The sequence below is a fragment of the Notoacmeibacter ruber genome (assembly GCF_003668555.1).
GTDB lineage: Bacteria > Pseudomonadota > Alphaproteobacteria > Rhizobiales > Rhizobiaceae > Notoacmeibacter > Notoacmeibacter ruber.
The window spans coordinates 618,355-640,186 of sequence record NZ_RCWN01000001.1; the positions used below are offsets into that span (position 1 = coordinate 618,355).

The following is a 21,832-nucleotide window of genomic DNA, read 5'->3' on the forward strand; positions in this document are numbered from 1 at the left end:
CACGCGCCAATCGTGTTTCGGCAGGTCTCGCGCCGTGAGAGTACGCCTGTCCCGGGGGTCCGAGCGGCGCTAACGACCTGCTGAAGAAAACGCCTCTCAGCGGAGGTTGCGAACCACCACCGTTCCAAGAAGCAGGTCATGGCCCGTCTGCTTGCGGTTGGTGAAAAGAGCGATCAGGAGAATGAAGGGCGTGAGGAAAATGTTACCTGTCCAGAACAGCACCGAATGCAAAGCCCCCCAGAGCGGATCGAGCGGCTTTCCATCCAGGCGTTCGATCTTCAGGCCGAAAATCTGCATTCCAGGGGTCGCCTGAGAGGAGCCGCCCAGCGTGAACGCGGTATAGACGAGGCCGACAAGCGGAAAGATCGCACCATAGAGAAGCCAGGCCAGGCCGAGCGTCAGGATGCCGAGAAAGAAAACCAGCACGCCGGCCACCAAGCTCAGCACCGCCACGACCGTCCAGTCGAAGATGAATGCGAAGACACGCCGGCTGAGGACACCGTCGTAAAGAGCGGGCTCGTCCAGCCGCGTCTGCGGTCGCTCCATCGTATCGCTGCCGCCGAATGTTCTGGCATCTGTCTGGCTCACTGTTCCATCCACCTGTGTTGGGCTTGCCGTCGCGTCAATCGCGCTACAGACATGTAGGTGGCGCCCGATCCCGGTGCAAACGGACGGAGAAAGTCGGGTCAGTGCTCCGCAAGCAGTTCGGCGACGCGAGGCGTAAAATACGAAAGAATGCCGTCGACGCCGGCGCGGCGAAAGGCCATCAGGCTTTCCATCATCACGCGGTCATGGTCCAGCATTCCCGCAGCCGATGCCGCCTCGATCATCGAGAATTCACCGGATACCTGATAGGCGAAGGTGGGGATCTTGAACGTTTCCTTCACCCGCTGACAGATGTCGAGATAGGGCAGTCCCGGCTTGACCATCACCATATCGGCGCCCTCCGCGAGGTCCTGCTCGACCTCTCTGAGAGCCTCTTCCGTGCTGGTGGGCGAGAGATAATAGGTCTGTTTGTCACCCTTCAGCAGACCGCGTGTGCCGATGGCATCCCGATAGGGGCCGTAGAAACCCGACGCGTATTTCGCCGAGTAGCTCATGATCGCCACATCCTGATAGCCGGCGGCGTCGAGAGCATCGCGGATCGCGCCGATCCTCCCGTCCATCATGTCGGATGGCGCGATGATGTCGGATCCCGCCCGGGCCTGACCGACCGCGGCTTCGGCGAGAATCTCGACCGTCTCATCATTGACAATGATGCCGTCTCGCAGCACTCCGTCATGGCCATGGCTGGTGAAAGGATCGAGCGCCACATCCGAAATGATCCCGATCTCAGGCACGTCCGCCTTGAGAGCGCTGATAAGCCGGTTCATCAGATTGTCGTCGTCGAGAATGTGACTGCCGCGCTCATCCTTCCGGTCGCCGGAAATGTGGGGGAAGGGGGCAATGGCAGGCACACCGAGAGCCGCAAGGCGTTTGGCTTGGGCCACAAGGCGGTCGATAGAGAGTCGGCTGATCCCCGGCATGGCATCGATCGGCTCGGCGTAATCCTCCCCCTCGGTCACGAAGCAGGGCCATATCAGATCGTCGACCGTCAACCGGGTCTCGGCGACGAGCCGCCGCGACCAGTCGGTCTTTCGCATACGGCGCAGGCGATGCGAACCGGTGATTTCGTCCACTGTCCGGCGCATCGAAAACGAATTCTTCTTCAACATCGGGTTGCCGGAGCCTTCCATTATGAGCGAAGCGAGCGCTTCTCATCGTCGTGTTCGGCTGTTCCTGCCAGTCTTTTCGGTGCACAGCAACCGTGCCCGCTTGGCAGTTGCCAATGTCGTAGCCATCATCCGTCGGTATGATTCAGTGGTGGCGAAAAAGACAGTTGGCAGACGCGGGCGAAGCCGTGGAGGAGAGCGAAGGCAACGCTATCGCTGCCGGCAGCTTCCTGAATCAGCATGCAAGCCTGTCCCAGAACGGGTATGTCGTCTTTCTTCGCCTGTTGGCTCTTCTCGGCATGGCATGGGGCATAGGCTACTGGCTGCGTCTTATCGGCTGGCACACCGGTCCGGACTGGCGCTTCGATACGATGACCGTGGCCTGGCGCGTGGCCGCCTGCACTCTGGCAGTGCTGTATCCCTTCGCAGCTTCTGGCCTATGGATGCTCGCCAGTTGGGGAACGGTGCTCTGGTTCTGCGCGGCCGGCATCGAACTGACAATGTATCTGGTGTTCCCGGGAGAGTTCGGCGCGCGACCGCTGATCGTGACGCTACACCTCCTCGTCATACTGCTCTACGCCGCCTGGCGCTTTCAGATGATGCACGAGGCCCGCAAGCACAGGCGTGCTGAGGTTGAGCAATCGTGAACGACTCACGATCCGTTTACTCTCTGATTCAGTTCGCTTTTTGAAAGCCTTCGTTAAGCGAGACCTTTAAGTCGAATTTTATGTGCCGGGTGCAGTGTGGCTGCATGGTGAGAAGAACGGAAAACCGTTCCCGCCGGAGCGTCAGACTGGAAGGAACAAGACAATGAGCAGGACAAATCTGCGTACCGCCGCACCCAAAGCCGAACTGAAGAGCGGCGAAATTCGCGACCTCTATATGGAATCGGTTCATCTGGTTGAACGGCTGCATCGCCGTCTTCTGGATGTCATCAAGGATGAATTCGAACGTCAGGGCCGCAGCGACATCAACGCCGTGCAGGCGCTGCTTCTCTTCAATATCGGCGACTCCGAGCTGACCGCCGGAGAACTGCGTTCGCGGGGCTACTATCTCGGCTCCAACGTTTCCTACAATCTGAAGAAGCTGGTCGATCTCGGCTTCATCAATCATCAGAAGAGCCGCGTCGATCGCCGTTCCGTTCGAATTTCGCTGACGGAAGAAGGTCATGAAATCGCGGAAGTGGTTGCGGGCCTCTACAACCGGCATATCTCTTCGATCGAGGCCGTTGCGGGAATCGACGAAGATGAATTCACGCGGATGAACCGTGCGCTCCAGCGTCTGGACCGCTTCTGGAACGACACGATCGCCTACCGCATGTAACGCCCGATCCGGCTTTGTTTCGAAGCCATCTCCAGTCTGGCCCGATTGGCGCGGATGCGATGGTCGGGCCGCTGGCGCTTCTGCGTTTTTATCGGCTCCCGGGCGTATCGGGTCATTCTCACGCCATATTCACGGCGCACCACGAAACGGCAGGTGCGGGGGCTATCGCTATCTGATCGCTGGACGGTCTAACGGCAAAAGGTCGCATTGGTTAGCGAATCCTTAAGGGAACCCGCGCTACTATTTTACTTTCCGGCTTTTGCCGGTGTTGCGTGAAAACACAAAGCGGGATCCGACTTCCATGCAGATCAAACGCCGTCATCTTCTTGCCGGAGCAGGAGTCATGGCTCTTTCGTCGGCCACAGGCGCGAAAGCTGACCAGATTCTTCAGCAGATCTTCAATACGCACGGCCGCAGTGCTTGGAACGACCAGTTCGACAGCCACTACTCCGGCGATCAGAAGGTCATCACGACCCAGCCGATTTTCAGCCCTGCCACCCTGTCCTATGTGCAGCAGGCGATCTCGAACTACGAGATGATCAACGCCTCCGGTGGCTGGCCGAACGTGCCTGCCACTGTCAAACTGGAATTGGGCGTGGTCGATCCGTCGGTCGGTCCCCTTCGCCAGCGCCTGATGGTGTCGGGCGATCTGGACCGCAATGCGGGCATGAGCAACGCTTTCGATTCCTATGTCGACGCGGCGGTCAAGCGCTTCCAGACCCGTCACGGCCTGCCGGCGGACGGCGTGGTCGGTGAATACACGCTCAAGATGATGAATGTGCCGGTTTCCACACGGCTGATGCAGCTTCGCACCAACCTGGTTCGTCTGGAGACGATGGCGAACAGCTTCCTTGGCGATCGCTACGTCGTGGTCAACATTCCAGCCGCCGAGATTGAGGCTGTCGAAGGTGGACGCGTCGTTCAGCGCCATACCGCCATTGTCGGCAAGGTCAGCCGTCAGACGCCGATCCTGAATTCCAAGATCAACGAGATCATCATCAATCCGTACTGGAATGCACCGGAATCGATCATCCGCAAGGATATCGTTCCGCTGATGCAGAAGAATCCGAACTACCTCGCAGAGAACGCGATCCGCATCTACAATCACGGCGATCTGGAAAACGAGATCGATCCCCGCTCGATCGACTGGCATGATCCGGCGACACCCGATTATGTCGGCAAGCTTCGCTTCCGCCAGGACCCGGGCAAGATCAACGCCATGGCCAGCGTGAAGATCAATTTCCCGAATGCTCATGCCGTCTATATGCATGACACCCCGCAGCAGGGCCTCTTCAACCAGCTCATGCGCTTCGAAAGCTCCGGTTGCGTCCGCGTTCAAAACGTCCGTGACCTTGTGGTCTGGCTGCTGCGTGATACGCCCGGCTGGGACCGCCGCTCGATCGAAGCGCAGATCAAGACTGGCGAGTCGGAGCCGGTTCACCTCAGCGAGCCTGTGCCGAACTATTTCACCTACATCACCGCATGGTCTACGGGGAATGGCGTGGTTCATTTCCGCGACGACATTTATGGCCGCGACGGATCCTCTGATCTGCAGCTAACCAGCGCGATGTGAGACGTTCGCCTATTTGATGTTGATCGGGCCGCCATCGCGCGGCCCTTTCTTTTTTCTGCGCCCGGTATCCTTCCAAGGGTCCGGGCAGGGCCTGTCTGACAGATAAATCTGATTGACCCATAGCGATCACCGGATTGATGGTCGCTGGTCAAACTGCTAAGGCGCTTTCTTCCCGACGGGGACGTCGCGAGAGCCAAGTGGGTGATCGCAAGGGCGGCCGCGTTAATCGACACCAGGGACCCACCCGGACCAAGACGTACGACAGGAGCAGGCGCATGAACATCCAGGCGCGTCACGACGGCTTTTTTTCCGATACGCTCGAGCAGAGCGACCCCGAGGTATTCGACGCGGTCCGCAAGGAACTTGGCCGTCAGCAGCATGAGATCGAGCTGATCGCCTCCGAAAACATCGTTTCGCGGGCGGTGCTGGAAGCGCAGGGATCGGTACTGACCAACAAATATGCGGAAGGCTATCCTGGCCGCCGTTATTATGGTGGTTGCGAATTCGTCGATATCGCCGAGAACCTCGCCATCGACCGCGCCAAACAGCTTTTCAACTGCGAATTCGCGAACGTTCAGCCGTCTTCTGGCTCGCAGGCGAACCAGGCCGTCATGCTGGCGCTGGCCAAGCCGGGCGACACGCTTCTCGGCATGAGCCTCGATGCCGGTGGCCACCTGACGCATGGCGCCAAGCCGAACATGAGCGGCAAGTGGTTTAATGCCGTGCAGTATGGTCTCGATCTCGAGACCGGACTGATCGATTACGATCAGGTTGAGGAACTGGCCCTCGAGCACAAGCCGACCATCATCGTTTGTGGCGGTTCGGCCTATTCGCGCCAGATCGATTTCGAACGTTTCCGTGCGATTGCCGACAAGACAGGCGCAAAGCTCTGGTGCGACATGGCGCATTTCGCCGGCCTCGTTGCCGGTGGCGAGCATCCGAGCCCGTTCCCCCATGCCGATGTCGTCACCACGACGACCCACAAGACGCTGCGCGGCCCGCGCGCCGGCATGGTGCTGACGAATGATGAGGATATCGCCAAGAAGATCAATTCGGCGGTTTTCCCCGGTTTGCAGGGCGGCCCGCTGATGCATGCTGTGGCCGGCAAAGCCGTCGCTTTTGGCGAAGCGCTCAAGCCCGCTTACAAGGACTACATGCACAATGTGGTCGAGAACGCCAAGGTTCTGGCCGAAACGCTGGTCGGCCATGGCTTTGCGATCGTCTCCGGTGGTACCGACACCCACCTCATGCTGGTCGATCTTCGCCCGAAGAATCTCACCGGTAAGGACAGCGAAAAGTCGCTCGGCCGTGCCGGCATCACCTGCAACAAGAACGGTGTTCCGAACGATCCGCAGAAGCCGATGATTACGTCCGGCGTCCGCCTCGGCACGCCGGCGGCGACGACACGCGGCTTCGGCAAGGACGAATTCCGCGAGGTCGGCAATCTGATCGCCGAAGTGCTGGATGGCTTGTCCAAGTCGAATGATCCGGAGGGCAATGCCCGGGTCGAAGCTGCGGTCAAGGAGAAGGTGGAAGCGCTGACGAGCCGTTTCCCGATCTATCCGCATCTCGACTGAGCTGGCGGCGGTCTTTTCACTGCCACAGAAACGCTCTAAGGCCTCGCGCAGCAATCCGCTCCGCGAGGCTTTTTCATGCGCTGCCCTTTCTGCCAATCAATGGACACCCAGGTGAAGGACAGTCGTCCTGCAGAGGACGGCGCGGCCATTCGCCGCCGACGTGTCTGCCCCGATTGCGGCGGGCGCTTCACGACTTTCGAGCGCATTCAGCTTCGGGATCTGGTTGTGATCAAACGGTCGAGCCGCAAGGTGCCCTTCGACCGGGACAAGCTGGCGCGATCTTTCGAAACGGCGCTGCGCAAGCGCAATGTCGAACCCGACAGGGTCGAGCGCGCCGTCTCCGGCATCGTCCGGCAATTGGAGAATTCCGGCGAATCCGAGATCGAGGCGGAGATCATCGGCAATCTCGTCATGGACGTTCTGAAGAGCATGGATGACGTCGCCTATGTCCGGTATGCGTCCGTCTATCGCAATTTCCGCGAAGCCAAGGATTTTCAGGATCTTCTGGGTGAACTGGGCGGTCCTGCCGGTCAGGCCGGCGAAGAGCTGTCCGAAGTGAGCGAGGACGGCGTACCGCGCGCCGACGTCAATGACAGGGCAGGCGACTGACGGCTCCATGACGACGGCTCCGCAGCAGATGCCGAAAAACGGTGTCGCACCGCGACCGCTCGGCGCCGGCCCGCGCGCGACCGATGTTGGCGAGATCGAAAGCCGCTTCATGGCTGCGGCAATCCGCCTGTCGCGTCGCAATCTCGGCCGAACCGGCACCAATCCTGCCGTGGGCACTCTGATCGTCTCGCCGAAGGGCAGGATCGTCGGCACGGGAGTCACCGCCCACGGAGGCCGCCCGCATGCCGAGACCGTCGCTCTGGCGGAGGCTGGCGAGGCTGCGCGGGGCGCGACCGCTTATGTGACACTGGAACCTTGCGCGCATCACGGACGCACTCCGCCCTGCGCTCAGGCGCTGATCGACGCCGGCATCGCCCGGGTCGTCTGCGCGGCATCCGACCCCGACGGCCGTGTTGCGGGAAAAGGCTTTGCAATGCTCGAAGCGGCCGGCATTGCGGTCACGACCGGGGTATTGGCCGGAGAGGCCGCGGGCGTGATGGCGGGCTATCTCTCGCGCACCTTCCGCAGGCGGTGTCACGTCACGCTCAAGATGGCCGTGAGCGCTGACGGCATGATCGGTCGTCCGGGCGAAGGACAGTTTCCGATCACCGGCAGTATAGCTCGCGGCCATGTGCATGCCCTCAGGGCGCAGACGGATGCCATCGGGGTCGGTATCGGAACGGCTCTGGCCGACGACCCCCAACTGACGTGCCGACTGCCCGGACTGGAGCAACGATTTCCGGCGAGGATCGTATTCGACGGGGCAGGGCGTTTGCCGCTCGGTGCCAAGCTCGTCAAGACCGCGCCCGCCGTTCCCCTGCTCGTGGCGACGGTTCTGGAAGAGGCCGGGGCCAGAGCGGCAGCCCTGAGAGCCAATGGTGCGGTGATTATCGGCGCGGAACGGGCGGGTGGACGTCTCGCTCTGCCGGAGCTTCTGGAGGATCTTGCCGCGAGGGGACTTGGATCGCTGATGGTCGAGGGCGGCGCCGAAGTCGCGCAATCGCTTCTCGCCGACGGTCTGGTCGACCGCATCTGGCTCTATACGGGCCCGCACCGTCTTGGTACGCCGGCCATAAGATCTCCCCTGACGTCGGAAACGATGCCGGAGGGGTTTCGTCTGACGGACCGCCGAATGCTGGGGCCGGATCGATTTGAGGAATGGGTACGGGACAACTGATGTTTACCGGAATTGTCACTGATATCGGCGAGATCCATACGATCAGCCCGCGCGAGGGCGGCCGTCGTTTTCGCATCAAGACGAATTACGATCCCGCGACAATCGAGATTGGCGCTTCCATTGCCCATGGAGGCGTTTGCCTAACCGTCGTTGCGCTGTCCGAGCGCGAATCGAACGAGCGCTGGTTCGAGGTGGAGGCTTGGGAAGAAGCCCTTCGGCTGACGACAGCGGGTTCGTGGGAGGAGGGGACACGCGTCAATCTGGAGCGGGCGTTGCGTCTCGGCGACGAACTCGGCGGCCACATCGTATCCGGCCACGTGGATGGCACCGCCCGGATTCTGGAGCGCCAGTCCGAGGGCGATGCCGTTCGCTTCACTCTTCTTGCTCCCGATCATCTGGCGAAATTCATCGCGGCAAAGGGATCGGTGGCGCTGGATGGAACGTCGCTCACGGTCAATGCCGTCGACGGAGCACAATTCGATGTTCTGCTGATCGATCATAGCTTGAGTGTGACGACCTGGGGAGAACGGCAGGCCGGAGACGAGGTCAATCTCGAAATCGATACGATGGCGCGCTATGCGGCACGGCTTGCGGAAGCTGCAGGCGAAGCGTAACACGCCGCCACAAGGGCAGAAGAACCGGAGCTGACATGGCCGAAGAGGCAAAGGAAATGAGGCAGGCGCGAGCTGCCAACAAACGGGGTGCTGCCCGGCTCGCCGCGGTGCAGGCGCTTTATCAGATGGATATTGGCGGCACCGGCCTCCTCGAAACCACTGCGGAATATGAGCGGTTTCGGCTGGGACGCGAGATCGACGGCGAACAGTACCGGGAAGCGGACGCAGCCTGGTTCCGTTCGATTCTTTCGGGCGTCGTCACCAATCAGAAGACGATCGATCCGGTGATCAACCGGGCCTTGCCGGATGATTGGCCCTTGTCCCGCCTGGATTCCACGCTGCGCGCGATCCTTCGTGCTGGGGCGTTCGAACTCGCGCACCGCCCGGATGTACCGACAGCCGTCATCGTCAGCGAATATGTCGATGTCGCCAGCGCCTTTTACGACGAGCAGGAGCCGGGGCTGGTGAACGGTGCGCTCGACCGCATTGCGCGCCATCTGCGCCAGTCGCCCGATCGGAAGACCTCATGACGTCTGTCGCGGCCGAAGCAGAAGACGCCGCGCTCAGTACCGCGCGCCACACCGCGCTCATCCTCTCGGCCGGACAGGCCATCGTCGGCGCTGCCGCGCCCATCTGCATCTCTCTCGGGGCCATTGCCGGCAGCTATCTGCTCGGCGACGACAAGTCTCTGGCAACCGCTCCCGTGGCCGGTTACAGCGTCGGGATCGCGCTTGGTGCGCTGCCCGCCGCCGCGCTCATGCGGGCAATCGGCCGGCGCCGCGGCTTCGTCTCGGGCGCTTTCATCAGCGCGCTCGGTGGCATTCTGTCGGCGATGGCGCTTTTCTCCGTCAACTTCTGGCTCTTTGCCATCGGTCTTCTGACCGTCGGAATCGGCGGCAGCTTCGTTCAGCAATACCGGTTCGCGGCAGCCGACGCCTCGCCGGCTCGCTTCAAGCCGAAAGCCATCTCCTGGGTGCTGGCCGGCGGCGTGTTCGCGGCCATTATCGGCCCGCAACTGGTTATCTGGACCAAGGACGCTTTCGCGCCTGCCGTCCCGTTTGCCGGCGCTTTCGTCGGCCTGATCGCCCTGGCTCTGATCGGCGCTTTTCTGCTCAATTTCATGCGACTGCCTCCGGCAAAGGCGACAGCCGGAATCGCTCATGCGGAAACCGCTCGGCCGCTCGGGGAAATACTGACGCAACCGCGTTTCATGGTCGGACTGCTCTGCGCCATCGGCTCGTATTCGATGATGAGCTTCGTGATGACGGGCGCTCCGCTCGCCATGGTGGAGTGCGGCCATTCCGCCGACGAAGCGACCCTCGGTATTTCGTGGCATGTCCTTGCCATGTTCGCCCCGTCCTTCTTTACCGGGCGGCTGATCGAGCGTTTTGGCAAGGTGCCGATCGTTCTCGTCGGCCTCGGCCTTCTTGCGGCCTGTTCGGCAGTCGCATTGGCAGGTTTGGATCTCGCCAATTTCTGGCTGGCTCTCATTCTTCTCGGCTTCGGCTGGAATTTCGGCTTCATCGGCGCCACCGCGATCGTGTCTGAGACCTATAGCGACGCGGAAAAGAGCCGCGTCCAGGGCGTGCACGATTTCATGCTGTTCGGGATGGTGGCTTTCGCCTCTCTAATGAGCGGGCAGGTTCTCAACACGCTTGGCTGGTATGGTGTGGTGATGGTGGTCTTTCCCGTTGTGGCGATCTGCGTTGTTGCACTGATATTTGTGACTTCGATGGAGAAGAAACGCTCGGCATATTGACCTAAGGTTCTGTAGCCGTTCAATCTCCCTCATTGACGGGCCGGACCGGTCTCCCAGAGCGGTCCAGAGGGCCCGGCTTCAACGGCCTCGAACAGGGGTCAGGGAGGGATATACAAAAATGATGGTGCTTCTTCTGGTCGTGTTATGCGGCCTTTTGTCCGTGGCCTATGCCGTGTGGGCGACACAGTCCGTGCTGGCGGCCGATCAGGGCAATGAACGCATGCGGGAGATCGCAGGCTACATCCGAGAAGGCGCAACGGCCTATCTCAATCGTCAATACACGACCATTGCCATCGTCGGTGTCGTCGTTTTCATTCTGGCATGGTTTCTTCTCTCCCTGTCGGCCGCGATCGGTTTTCTGATCGGTGCTGTCCTTTCGGGAGCAGCGGGCTTTGTCGGCATGAACGTGTCCGTCCGCGCCAATGTCCGCACCGCTCAGGCGTCGGCTCATAGTCTCGCCGGCGGTCTTGATATCGCTTTCAAGTCGGGTGCGATTACGGGCATGCTGGTCGCGGGTCTAGCGCTGCTCGGCGTCTCTGTCTATTACTGGGTCCTGACCGGCTTTCTCGGCTATGAGACCGACAGCCGCACCGTGATCGACGCTTTGGTCGCGCTAGGGTTCGGCGCTTCGCTCATCTCCATCTTCGCGCGCCTCGGCGGCGGCATCTTCACCAAGGGTGCGGATGTTGGCGGCGACCTCGTCGGCAAGGTCGAGGCAGGCATTCCGGAAGACGATCCCAGGAACCCGGCGACCATCGCGGACAATGTGGGCGACAATGTCGGAGACTGCGCCGGCATGGCCGCAGACCTCTTCGAGACCTATGCCGTGACGGTGGTGGCAACCATGGTTCTCGGCGCGATCTTCTTCACCGGTACCGGTGTGGTGACCAGCGTCATGCTTTATCCGTTGGCCATCTGCGCGGTCTGCCTGATCACGTCGATCGTCGGCACCTTCTTCGTCAAACTGGGCGCTACGGGCTCCATTATGGGAGCGCTTTACAAGGGGCTCATCGTGACGGGGCTTCTGTCGATCGTCGGCATGGCAATCGCCAACTGGCTGACGATCGGCTTCGGCGATGTCGGTACGGTCGAGAGCCTCGCCGGTGAAGAGTTCGTCATCAACGGCTTCAACCTCTTCCTGTGCGGTATTGTCGGCCTGATCGTGACTGGCCTGATCGTTGTAATCACCGAATACTACACCGGCACCGACAAGCGGCCGGTCAATTCGATCAGCCAGGCATCGGTGACCGGTCACGGCACCAACGTCATCCAGGGACTGGCTATCAGCCTGGAGGCGACGGCGCTGCCGGCACTGGTTATCGTGGCGGGTATCATCGCGACCTATCAGCTCGCCGGTCTCTACGGCACCGGCATCGCGGTTACGGCCATGCTGGGCCTTGCCGGCATGATCGTCGCGCTCGACGCTTTCGGCCCGGTGACGGACAATGCCGGCGGCATTGCGGAAATGAGCGACCTGCCTGGCGAGGTCCGCCAGACGACCGACGCGCTCGACGCGGTCGGCAACACAACCAAGGCTGTGACCAAGGGATACGCTATCGGCTCCGCAGGCCTTGGCGCTCTGGTGCTCTTCGCGGCTTATGCCAACGATCTGCGCTATTTCGCGCGTAACAGCGCGGAATATCCGTACTTCGAAGGGCTCGGCGATGTCTCGTTCGACCTCTCGAATCCCTACGTGGTGGCTGGCCTGATCTTCGGCGGTCTGATCCCGTACCTCTTCGGCGGCATCGCCATGACGGCGGTTGGACGCGCCGGTGGCGCCGTGGTCGAGGAAGTGCGCCGGCAGTTCCGTGAAAAGCCGGGCATCATGCAGGGTACCGAAAAGCCTGATTATGGCCGCGCCGTCGACATGCTGACCCGCTCGGCCATCCGGGAGATGATCATTCCGTCGCTTCTTCCGGTTCTCGCGCCGCTGGTCGTCTATTTCGGTGTGCTTCTGGTCACCGGCGGTGACAAGGCCAGCGCCTTCGCCGCGCTCGGCGCTTCGCTGCTCGGCGTGATCGTGAATGGCCTGTTCGTTGCAATCTCGATGACGAGCGGTGGCGGAGCCTGGGACAATGCCAAGAAGAGCTTCGAGGACGGCTTCGTCGACAAGGACGGTATACGCCATGAAAAAGGCTCCGAAGCCCACAAGGCCTCGGTGACGGGCGATACGGTCGGAGATCCCTACAAGGATACGGCAGGCCCGGCGGTCAACCCGGCCATCAAGATCACCAACATCATGGCGTTGTTGCTGATCGCGGTGCTTGCCCATCTCGGTTAAGAGGCGGCACGGCATATGCCCAATTTGAAAAGAGGGCCGGCGGTTCATCCGTCGGCCCTTTCTCGTTACGCTTCCGGAGGACGCGGCCGCGCCAGGCTCTGCTCCCGGTAAAGAATGTAAAGACCGGCGGCGATGATGACGCCTATGCCGATCGCGGCGAGGCCATCCGGCAAATCACGGAAGATCAACCATCCATAGAAGGTGGCGGCTGGAATTTCGAGATACTGAATCGGAGCGAGCGTTGCGGAGGGCGCAAAGCGAAGGGACCAGGTCATCAGAAGATGAGCGCCGGTACCGAAGATGCCGATGCCGGCCATGAGCAGCGCTTCTGTCGTGTTCGGTATGATCGCGCCCAAAACCGGTCCGTCCTGAGACCATGTCAAAACGAACAGCAAGAGAAGCGGTGGTCCGGCGAGTAATCCGCTCCATGCCTGCAGAGCGATCGGATCGCAATCCCGCGCGATCGGTCTTGAGACAAGCATATAGAAGGCAAAGAGAACGGCGACGAGCAGCGGCAGAAGCGCGGGCAGGCCGACTTCGACAAAGCTCGGCTGTATAACGAGGAGTGTCCCCGCAAAGCCCACCGTGCATGCCGCGATGCGGCGCGGGCCAACCTCTTCTTTCAGGATCAACGCCCCAAGAAACAGCATGATGAAGGGCATGACGAATGCGATCGCCACCGCGTCCGCAAGCGGAAGAAAGCGCAGCGCGGTAAACATGGTCGCCATGGCGCCGACGAAGATGACGGTGCGCAAAATGACGATTTGCATGTGTCTTGGGTCGAGACGAAAAGGGATGCGCGCAAGATAGACGATAGGCAGCAGGATCAGCGCCTGACAGACCATTCGCACGACGAGAAGCTGCACCAGCGGCACCGTCCCTCCCAGGATCTTCGCCATGGAATCCCCAAGCGGGATGATGGCGCAGAAGCCGAGCATCAACGCGATGCCGAGAAACGGCCGATCTTCCTTCATGCTGAACATCTCCCTGTCGTTGCCGCCCGGAAACGGGAGTCCGGACGCTGCCCGGCGCGCCGTCCGGGCCGCAGGGCAATGTGGTGAAAGGGCTTAGAAGCCGCCTGCGCTCGGCGCGCCTCGGCCAAGTCCGGATAGGACGCCGCCAATGAAGGTGGTTTCGCGTCCGCCGGTCGGGGTGGTTCGACCGATGAAATCGAAGACACGTCCGTCCTTGAGGCCGTAATTGGCGATATTGCTGACTCGGCCATCCTCATCGAAGGAGACGGCGAGAACGCGCTGGTCGACGATGCGGCGCTGCGCAAAGCCGACCGGTCGCTGCCGGATCTGCGAAATATAATAATATCGCTCGCCCTGCCCGAAATCGCGCTTTATCGAGGGAGAGCCGAGCGAAAGAAGGACCTGCTCGCGCGACGAACCCACAGGGGTTGCGGCCAGCGCATCCTCATCGATCACGTAGCCTTGCTGAAATTCCTCATTGAGCTTCAGGGCATCGGTGGAATTGCAGCCGGCAAGAGGCAAGGCCAGAAAGCCCGCCGCAACGACTGCCAGCTTGATTTTGCAATTGTTCACGACCATTTCCCCTCAACACAATTGGTAGGCAGCGTTCCGGTTTTGCCGCTGGGTTCCAGCCAGTGCGGCAATTGGGTAAACCAGCTTCCCCGACCGTGCAACCAGCCTTGCAACGCAGCCGAGCGGATAGCATTCATGTTCAAACGTTTCTTCTCCCGTCAACCACCCTCTGCAGATGAGCTGATGACGGGTCTGTATGGCGCCATCGTGACCGCCAGTCGCGATGCAGGCCTCTATCAGATGGCGCATGTTCCCGATACGCCACTCGGCCGCTTCGAGATGCTAGCGCTTCATGTGGCGCTTGTCGTGCGGCGCCTGCGTCTGGAAACGAGCGAGGAGATGAAAGATCTCGCTCAGGATGTGACAGACCGCTTTTTCACCGATGTCGACCGCGCCCAGCGCGAACTCGGTATAGGCGATCTGGCTATGCGCCACCGCATGAAGACGATGGGCAAGATGTATTATGGCCGGCTTGAAGCCTATGGCACCGCGCTGGATGAGGGCGACGGCAATGCGCTCGCCTCTGCTCTCCGCCGCAACGCGCTTGCCGGGGCTCTCGACGCGGACCCGGAACCGCTCTCTATCTACACCGCCACCGCAGCCCGTTCGCTGGACAAGACCAGCGCCGAGGATTTGCTGGCCGGCGCGTTTCGTTTTCCCAGCGCAGGAACGATACTGACAACGGCGACCGAGACAGTTTCAATTCAGGAGGACGCTCATGACTGAACCTCATCCGACCAGTCCGGTCTCCCATGTGGTGACCGCGACCAATTTGCCGGCCAAGGGCCTTGTCGTGAAAGCCGAGGCCGACGCGAAACAGCTCGGCTCGCTGGCGCAGGCGCACGACCTCAGAGCAGTCGAGGATTTTTCCTATCGTTTGCATCTGTCGCCGTGGAAGGGGCGCGGCGTGCGAATTCGCGGTGAAGTGACAGCCAATATAAGTCAGGCCTGCATCGTGACGCTGGAGCCGGTTCATACGGCGATAAAAGAGGCGGTCGAGACGGTCTTTGTGCCGGAGGACAGCCGGTTGGCTCGCCCAGAGATCATCGAAGGCGAGATCGTTGTTGCGGCCGAGGGAGACGACCTGCCGGAGACCTTTTCGGACGGACGGATCGATGTGGGCGCTCTGGCGGAGGAATTCTTTGAACTCGCGATACCGCTTTATCCGAAGCGGGAGGGAGCAACCTTGCCGGACGATGTGGACGGCGAGAGGGATCGGGCTGCGGAGGGCGAAAATCCGTTCGCCGTTCTTTCAGCGCTGAAGCCGCATTGACCCCGATGAAATGAGAAAAGCGTTGTATCGAAGCGGGAAAACACTATGGTCCCCGATCTTCGCTGACGACAGAGGAATGCGACCGGTTTGACAACGATTGCCATTGACGCGATGGGCGGGGATCATGGGCCAGGAACGATCCTGCCAGGTCTTGAAATTTTGCTCGGTGCGCGTTCCGACCTGTCTTTTCGTCTTTATGGCGACGAAGCCAAGGTGGAAGCGGTTATCGCCGATCTACCGCGCCTGAAGAGAGCTTCGACCGTTCATCATACCGACGTCGCCGTCGCCATGGACGAAAAGCCGAGCCAGGCCCTGCGCTCGGGCCGCTACAAATCGTCCATGTGGCAGGCGATCGAGGCGACCAAGACCCATGAGGCGGATGTCGCCGTCTCGGCGGGCAATACCGGCGCCCTGATGGCTATGGCCACATTCTGCCTCCGCACCATGGCCAATATTGATCGCCCGGCCATCGGCGCGATCTGGCCGACCCTGAAGGGCGAAGCGATCGTGCTCGACGTGGGCGCGACAATTGGCGCGGACGCTGTCCAGCTTGTTGATTTTGCCATTCTGGGCGCAGCCATGGCGCGTGCGCTTTTCGGCAAGGAGTGCCCGACAGTCGGCCTGCTCAACGTGGGAACCGAGGATATCAAGGGTCAGGAAGAGGTCAAGGAGGCCGGCCGCATCCTGCGGGAGCGGCGCCTGAGCACCTTTCATTACAGCGGCTTTGTCGAAGGCACCGATATCGGCCAGGGCGTGACCGATGTGGTCGTCACCGAGGGCTTCGCCGGCAACATTGCGTTGAAGACGGCGGAAGGAACCGCCAAGCAGCTCGGCAGCTATCTGCGTGAAGCCATGCAGAGCAGCATGATGAGCAAGATAGGCTATCTCTTCGCCCGTGACGCATTTCGACAGCTGCGCGAGAAGATGGACCCCGCCCGTGCCAATGGCGGCGTCTTTTTGGGGCTGAACGGGCTCGTGGTGAAGAGCCATGGCGGCGCCGATGCCGAAGCCTTTTCAGCCGCGGTCGCGCTTGCGGCCGATCTGGCGAAGGGCAATCTCCAGCATCGCATTCACGACGATCTGGACCGGTTTCACGCCGATCGCATCCCCGCTCCAGGTGATGAGGATACCGAGGCATCCAGCTTCGCACGTGAGCGTTCGCAAACCCCGGAGCCGTCCCCGAAAGGGCAGACAGGAAAAAAGAAATGAAACGCACCGTGATGCTGGGTGTGGGCACGGCCCTGCCTGAACGTATGGTTCCCAATGCGGAACTGGAAACGATGATCGACACCTCTGACGAGTGGATCGTTCAGCGTACGGGTATCCGGCAGCGCTATATTGCAGGCGAGACCGAGACCACAGCGTCTCTTGGCGCCGACGCGGCGAAAGCTGCGCTGGAGAATGCGGGCGTGGACGCGCAATCGATCGACCTGATTGTCGTAGCGACGGCGACTCCGGACAACACCTTTCCCGCCACATCGGTCGAAATACAGAATCGGCTCGGTATCTCGCACGGCTATGCCTTTGACGTTGCTGCCGTCTGCACCGGCTTCATCTATGCGCTGGCGACGGTCGATGCGCATCTGAAAGCCGGACTTGCCAAGCGCGCCCTGGTCATCGGTGCGGAGACTTTTTCGCGTATTCTCGACTGGGAGGACCGGACGACCTGCGTGCTGTTCGGCGACGGTGCCGGGGCCATGGTGGTGGAATTGCAGGATGTCGATGCCGACACGCCGGATGAAGGCGCCGGGATTCTTGCCGTCTCGCTGCGCTCCGACGGATCGCACAAGGAAAAGCTGTATGTGGATGGCGGCCCCTCTTCCACACAAACCGTCGGCAAGCTGCGGATGGAAGGTCGTGAAGTTTTCCGCCACGCAGTTGGCATGATTACCGATGTCATCGAAAACGTCTGCGGTCAGACCGGCATTGCACCCAGCCAAATCGATTGGCTCGTCCCCCATCAGGCCAACCGCCGGATCATCGAGGGTTCAGCGAAAAAGCTTGGTATTTCAATGGATAATGTCGTGATGACCGTCGACAAGCACGGCAATACGTCTGCGGCCTCCGTCCCGCTTGCCCTGAATGAGGCCGTGCAGGATGGGCGTGTGAAACCGGGTGATACGCTGCTGCTCGAAGCGATGGGCGGTGGCTTCACCTGGGGCGCGATCCTGATGCGCGTATAAACACCGACTTGCCGAAATGGCGTCGGCGACCTACCCTCTAGCGAAACCAGAGGGAGCAACCATGGCTTCGCGTACACTTACACGTGCTGATCTTGCCGAGGCTGTCTACCGCCAGGTCGGTCTTTCACGCTCGGAATCAGGCCAGCTCGTCGAGCAGGTCATTGGCGAAATCTGCGACGCAATCGTTCGCGGCGAGACGGTCAAGCTCTCCTCTTTCGCGACCTTTCAGGTCCGCGACAAAAATGAGCGGATCGGCCGTAACCCGAAAACGGGTGAGGAGGTGCCAATTCTTCCCCGCCGCGTGATGACCTTCAAAGCGTCGAATGTCTTGAAACAGCGCATTCTTGACGGTCATGGCGGCGAGAGCGGCGAGAATTGATCGCCTTGCCGGCGTCGTTGATGCCGGCGGCAGTCCTTGCTTTCATCCACCGGACGTTGGGCCCGGCCGCTTGCGCCCGCGCAGTCGCTGATCTTTCATAGAAGGCCGATTCGACAATTCGTGCCGATGGAAGATCGCTTATGGCCGAAAAAGCCGCTGATGCATTTCGAACGATTTCCGAGGTGGCGGACGATCTCGATCTGCCCCAGCATGTTCTTCGTTTCTGGGAAACACGTTTCAATCAGATCCGGCCGATGAAGCGCGGCGGAGGCCGCCGCTATTATCGTCCACAGGATGTCGATCTGATCCGGGGTATTCGGCATCTGCTCTATGATGAAGGCTACACCATCAAGGGCGTTCAAAAAATATTGAAGGAAAGCGGCGTCGGGCAGGTAGCAGCGATCGGCGCCGGCGACAGCGAGGCGCTTCAGGCCGTTGCCGCACGCAAGGCGCAGGCGGCGAACGATCGTGGACGGAGCGCTGCAGCCAAGGCAGCCGATCCACTTCTGGGCGAGGCCAAGGGCCGGCATACGCAGGATGGAAGCGCAGGCGGGAAGGGCAGCGGCCTCAGCCTGTCGGACAATCACCGCAAACTGCTTCAGGAGACGCTGTTCGATCTGCTGGAATGCAAGCGTATGCTGGATCAGACACGCTAGAGCGCAAACGGCCTCGTACCGGCCACCCCCGCCAAAGGCGCCAGCGCCGTCAGGCGCGAAAACTATGCAATGATCATGTGCCGAGGCATCGAGGGTCAGATGGCTCTGCTTCTGCTCGGCAAATGGTCGGAGCGGCCGGATTCGAACCGACGACCCCTTCACCCCCAGTGAAGTGCGCTACCGGGCTGCGCTACGCTCCGAGCGGTTGCCTTCTACGTGGCTTGGCCAGACCGCGCAAGGGGAAATCAGGCTTGTTGCTCTTCGATCTTGCGGACGCGGCGGTTGGTCCATGGCGGCGGTGCGGGGCGCCCGATCGTTTTTCCCTCGGCGTCTAGGGTGCCCGCCTGAAAACGCGCCTCCAGCGCGATGCATCCCCACACCATGCCAAGCAGCAGATAAAAGTGCCGCCAGTGATCGGTATCGATGATGAAGCCGAGCAGGGTGTGGCCGAGAAGGCCCACCCACGCGATCAGGAGAAACGGCTGCCAGGCGCGTTCGCGGAACATGATCTTGAGGCCACCGCCGAGCGACAGGACGATCATGAGGAACCAGCTGGCAAAGCCGAGCCAGCCGTAATCCATCAAGGCCTTCAGCCAGATATTATGGGTATCCTCGCCGAGCATGCGCCCGAAGCTGAGAGGGCCGATGCCGAGCGGCTTTTCCAATGCGAGCTTGAAGCCCAGTATATGCCGGTCGAACCGGCCAAGATGCCCGCCATCATAATCCTGAACCAGCCGGGCGCGGACGGTAAAGAGTTCGGACACGGCAGGTATCTGCAGAACCACGGCCACGCTGATGCCGAGAAGCGCGACCCCCGCCAGCCCGAGTATCAGAATGCGCAATCGGAAAAGACCGGACCGATGGTGCAGCAATAAGAGCCCGAGCTCCATTGCCACGCCGATAACCAGAAGCCCCCATGCGCCTCGGGAAAACGAGAAAAAGATGCCGAGAACGATAATGATGAGCGGAATAGCCCGGACGGCCATGGCATGGACCGGGCCCGTCACGACACGGTGGAGCAGGTAGAGAGTCGGCGGTACGAGAAACGGGCCGAAAACGTTCGGATCTTCGAAAACACCGGTTGCGCGGCCGTATCGGGTGAACAGCCCGAGACCGGGCACGCCGAAAAAGCCCGCCATGCCCAGAATAGACGTCACCACGCCCGATAGCGTCCAAGCGATCATGATGGTTTTCAATATGTCTGGCCTCTGCCGAATGACAGCGGCATAGAAGATCGCGCTGAATGCAAGAAAAAGCGAAACGGCGAGATAGAGCGGCGTATTGTACAATTTGTCCATGACGAGCATGGAGAGCATTCCGCCCACGTTGAAGGTGATCAACAGCACGACCAGCGGTGCGATTGAGACCGAAAGCCGCAGGCCGAACAGGGCCCAGAGCGGTATCAGCACCACCATGTAGAGTTCATAGGGTGCCGGTTCGAATTTGACGAAGCCGGCCAGCAGAACCGCCAGCCCAATCGCCGCTTTCGCAGCAAGATTGAGAAGGTGCCTTTGTGCCGCCATCCGGTGCACCGCGGGCAGCGTGATGCCGCGTGAAGATGAAACGGTTCGGGCTCCGGCGCCGGCCACCATCAATAGGCGTTTTCGGTATTGAAGAGCCGGATGGGGGTCAGCATCAGGATCTTCAGATCGAACAGCAGCGACCAGTTCTCGATATAATAGAGATCGAATTCCGTCCGTTTCTGGATCTTGTCTTCCGTGTCGATCTCTCCGCGCCAGCCATTGACCTGTGCCCAGCCGGTGATGCCGGGCTTGACCCGGTGCCGCGCGAAATAGCCGTCTACGACCTCTCCGAAGAGCCTGTCATGCGCCTGAGCGGTGACGGCATGCGGGCGGGGGCCCACCAGGCTCAGCGATCCGAACAGGGAATTGAAGAACTGCGGCAACTCATCGATCGAGGTCTTGCGAATGAAACGGCCGACGCGCGTGATACGCGGATCGCCTTTGGTGACGACCTTTCGGGCCGTGGGGTCGCATTGATCGGCATACATGGACCGGAATTTGAAGACGTTGATCTCTTCATTGTTAAAGCCGTGACGCTTCTGCATGAAGAGAACGGGGCCGGGACTATCCAGCTTGATGGCGATCGCGGTGGCGATCATGATCGGCGAAAACAGAATGAGGCCAGCTAGCGAGAAGACGATATCGAAGATTCGCTTTGCGACGTTGTTCCAGTCGGTGATGGGCCTGTCGAAAATCGCCAGTGTCGGGACATCGCCAAGATAGGTGTAGGAGCGCGGCCGAAACTGAAGCGCGTTCGAGTGTGATGCCAGACGAATGTCGACCGGCAGGACCCAGAGTTTCTTTAGCATCGAGAGAACCCGGCGTTCCGCGACCAGCGGTAGCGTCACGATCAGCATGTCCACCTGCGCGATACGGGCGAACTCCACCAGATTATCGATATTTCCGAGCTTGGGGTAGCCCGCGACGACCGGCGGACTTCTCGTATCATCCCGATCATCGAAAATGCCGCAAATGCGGATGTCGTTGTAGGGAGAATTCTCCAGTTGCCGGATCAGTTTTTCGGCCAGATCGCCGCCGCCGACGATGAGGGCGCGCCGTTCGATGCGGCCGTTGCGCGACCAGCGCATGATCAGGCGGCTGACGGCAAGGCGCGCTCCGAAAAGGGACAGCACTGTGACGGTCGCCCAGGAGGCAAACCAGAATCTGGAGTAGAAATTGCCAATCTTCAGAAAGAACGTTGCCAGGGCGATGAGGGCGAAGGCCGCGGCGACCGCCAGCATAATGCGGCTGAGTACGGCGAACGGACGTCGCAGCCAGATCATCTCATAGGCTTCCGCCAGATGAAGCGTGATGAGACAGACACCGGCACCGCCCACAATGAGGACGAGATATTCGGTCGCCGTTTCGGCTGACGCGCCGATCTGGAGCAAATAGAGAAGAATGCCGACCAAGCTGATGACGGTGAAATCGAGCAGGCGCACAAGGCCTGCGATCATGCCCGGCGAAATGCTGTCTTGCCGATATTGGGCCGCCACGGTGCGTGCAATTGCGTTCAGCGCACGTCCCCGTTCCGGGTCGAGCGAAGGTGGCTCGACCGTGGCGCGTCGCACGGCTTCCCGGCTGAAGCGTTCGGTTGGATCGGTCGGACTCATGCTCGTCTATCAGTCAGAATATCGCTCATTTGG

The 21,832-nt window shown here is 60.8% G+C and carries 22 protein-coding genes and 1 tRNA gene; 16 read left to right on the forward strand and 7 right to left on the reverse strand.

Annotation, left to right across the window (positions count from 1 at the left end):
* Positions 1–96: 96 nt before the first annotated feature.
* The gene (locus D8780_RS02865; protein ID WP_121646321.1) at positions 97–546 is read right to left on the reverse strand and encodes an RDD family protein; all 450 of its coding nucleotides are present in this window, start codon (positions 544–546) and stop codon (positions 97–99) included.
* A gap of 140 nt (positions 547–686) precedes the next feature.
* Positions 687–1,691, reverse strand: a complete 1,005-nt coding sequence (gene hemB / locus D8780_RS02870; protein ID WP_245412240.1) for a porphobilinogen synthase — start codon at positions 1,689–1,691, stop codon at positions 687–689.
* Positions 1,692–1,879: 188 nt separating this feature from the next.
* On the opposite strand from hemB, the gene D8780_RS02875 reads away from it, so the two are divergent.
* From D8780_RS02875 to D8780_RS02920, 10 genes are all read left to right on the forward strand, one after another.
* Positions 1,880–2,359 carry a DUF6163 family protein gene (locus tag D8780_RS02875; RefSeq protein ID WP_245412241.1) on the forward strand — a complete coding sequence of 160 codons (480 nt, stop codon included), beginning with the start codon at positions 1,880–1,882 and terminating at the stop codon, positions 2,357–2,359.
* A 163-nt stretch (positions 2,360–2,522) separates the two neighbouring features.
* Positions 2,523–3,035 (forward strand): transcriptional regulator LdtR, encoded by a 513-nt coding sequence (gene ldtR / locus D8780_RS02880; protein WP_121644275.1) that lies wholly within the window; start codon positions 2,523–2,525, stop codon positions 3,033–3,035.
* Positions 3,036–3,336: 301 nt separating this feature from the next.
* Positions 3,337–4,608, forward strand: coding sequence for a L,D-transpeptidase family protein (locus tag D8780_RS02885; protein ID WP_121644276.1), 1,272 nt, complete (start codon positions 3,337–3,339; stop codon positions 4,606–4,608).
* 275 nt (positions 4,609–4,883) lie between these two features.
* Entirely contained in the window at positions 4,884–6,185 is a 1,302-nt protein-coding gene (gene glyA / locus D8780_RS02890) for a serine hydroxymethyltransferase (RefSeq protein ID WP_121644277.1), read from the forward strand.
* Between the two features lie 75 nt (positions 6,186–6,260).
* Complete coding sequence (gene nrdR, locus D8780_RS02895) at positions 6,261–6,794, forward strand: transcriptional regulator NrdR (protein ID WP_121644278.1); 534 nt, start codon at positions 6,261–6,263, stop codon at positions 6,792–6,794.
* A 109-nt stretch (positions 6,795–6,903) separates the two neighbouring features.
* Positions 6,904–7,971 carry a bifunctional diaminohydroxyphosphoribosylaminopyrimidine deaminase/5-amino-6-(5-phosphoribosylamino)uracil reductase RibD gene (gene ribD / locus D8780_RS02900; protein WP_245412372.1) on the forward strand — a complete coding sequence of 356 codons (1,068 nt, stop codon included), beginning with the start codon at positions 6,904–6,906 and terminating at the stop codon, positions 7,969–7,971.
* On the forward strand, positions 7,971–8,585 hold the full coding sequence (locus tag D8780_RS02905) for a riboflavin synthase (protein WP_121644279.1): 615 nt from the start codon (positions 7,971–7,973) through the stop codon (positions 8,583–8,585). Before ribD ends, D8780_RS02905 begins: the two co-directional genes overlap by 1 nt.
* A gap of 35 nt (positions 8,586–8,620) precedes the next feature.
* A complete protein-coding gene (gene nusB, locus D8780_RS02910) occupies positions 8,621–9,115 on the forward strand; it encodes a transcription antitermination factor NusB (protein ID WP_121644280.1) in 495 nt (164 codons plus the stop codon).
* A complete protein-coding gene (locus D8780_RS02915) occupies positions 9,112–10,344 on the forward strand; it encodes an MFS transporter (RefSeq protein ID WP_121644281.1) in 1,233 nt (410 codons plus the stop codon). Before nusB ends, D8780_RS02915 begins: the two co-directional genes overlap by 4 nt.
* Before the next feature lie 118 nt (positions 10,345–10,462).
* The gene (locus tag D8780_RS02920) at positions 10,463–12,625 is read left to right on the forward strand and encodes a sodium-translocating pyrophosphatase (protein ID WP_121644282.1); all 2,163 of its coding nucleotides are present in this window, start codon (positions 10,463–10,465) and stop codon (positions 12,623–12,625) included.
* Between the two features lie 65 nt (positions 12,626–12,690).
* Here the strand turns inward: D8780_RS02920 and D8780_RS02925 are convergent, their stop codons facing one another.
* Both D8780_RS02925 and D8780_RS02930 read right to left on the reverse strand, forming a co-directional pair.
* On the reverse strand, positions 12,691–13,599 hold the full coding sequence (locus D8780_RS02925; protein WP_121644283.1) for a DMT family transporter: 909 nt from the start codon (positions 13,597–13,599) through the stop codon (positions 12,691–12,693).
* 93 nt (positions 13,600–13,692) lie between these two features.
* Positions 13,693–14,178 (reverse strand): outer membrane protein assembly factor BamE, encoded by a 486-nt coding sequence (locus D8780_RS02930; protein WP_121644284.1) that lies wholly within the window; start codon positions 14,176–14,178, stop codon positions 13,693–13,695.
* A gap of 129 nt (positions 14,179–14,307) precedes the next feature.
* On the opposite strand from D8780_RS02930, the gene D8780_RS02935 reads away from it, so the two are divergent.
* From D8780_RS02935 to D8780_RS02960, 6 genes are all read left to right on the forward strand, one after another.
* Complete coding sequence (locus D8780_RS02935; protein WP_121644285.1) at positions 14,308–14,898, forward strand: ubiquinol-cytochrome C chaperone family protein; 591 nt, start codon at positions 14,308–14,310, stop codon at positions 14,896–14,898.
* Positions 14,891–15,445 (forward strand): YceD family protein, encoded by a 555-nt coding sequence (locus D8780_RS02940; RefSeq protein WP_121644286.1) that lies wholly within the window; start codon positions 14,891–14,893, stop codon positions 15,443–15,445. The genes D8780_RS02935 and D8780_RS02940 overlap by 8 nt, the downstream gene beginning before the upstream one ends.
* A gap of 87 nt (positions 15,446–15,532) precedes the next feature.
* Positions 15,533–16,654, forward strand: coding sequence for a phosphate acyltransferase PlsX (gene plsX, locus D8780_RS02945; RefSeq protein WP_121644287.1), 1,122 nt, complete (start codon positions 15,533–15,535; stop codon positions 16,652–16,654).
* On the forward strand, positions 16,651–17,628 hold the full coding sequence (locus D8780_RS02950) for a beta-ketoacyl-ACP synthase III (protein ID WP_121644288.1): 978 nt from the start codon (positions 16,651–16,653) through the stop codon (positions 17,626–17,628). Before plsX ends, D8780_RS02950 begins: the two co-directional genes overlap by 4 nt.
* Positions 17,629–17,689: 61 nt before the next feature.
* The gene (locus D8780_RS02955; protein WP_121644289.1) at positions 17,690–18,007 is read left to right on the forward strand and encodes an integration host factor subunit alpha; all 318 of its coding nucleotides are present in this window, start codon (positions 17,690–17,692) and stop codon (positions 18,005–18,007) included.
* 140 nt (positions 18,008–18,147) lie between these two features.
* The gene (locus D8780_RS02960) at positions 18,148–18,663 is read left to right on the forward strand and encodes a MerR family transcriptional regulator (protein ID WP_121644290.1); all 516 of its coding nucleotides are present in this window, start codon (positions 18,148–18,150) and stop codon (positions 18,661–18,663) included.
* Positions 18,664–18,786: 123 nt separating this feature from the next.
* Here D8780_RS02960 and D8780_RS02965 read toward each other — a convergent pair.
* The 3 genes from D8780_RS02965 to D8780_RS02975 all read right to left on the reverse strand — a co-directional run bounded on the left by D8780_RS02965 (position 18,787) and on the right by D8780_RS02975 (position 21,799).
* Positions 18,787–18,863 (reverse strand) — tRNA-Pro (locus D8780_RS02965).
* A gap of 45 nt (positions 18,864–18,908) precedes the next feature.
* Positions 18,909–20,186, reverse strand: coding sequence for an O-antigen ligase family protein (locus D8780_RS02970; RefSeq protein ID WP_245412243.1), 1,278 nt, complete (start codon positions 20,184–20,186; stop codon positions 18,909–18,911).
* Positions 20,187–20,254: 68 nt separating this feature from the next.
* Complete coding sequence (locus D8780_RS02975) at positions 20,255–21,799, reverse strand: undecaprenyl-phosphate glucose phosphotransferase (RefSeq protein WP_121644291.1); 1,545 nt, start codon at positions 21,797–21,799, stop codon at positions 20,255–20,257.
* Between the last annotated feature and the right edge of the window lie 33 nt (positions 21,800–21,832).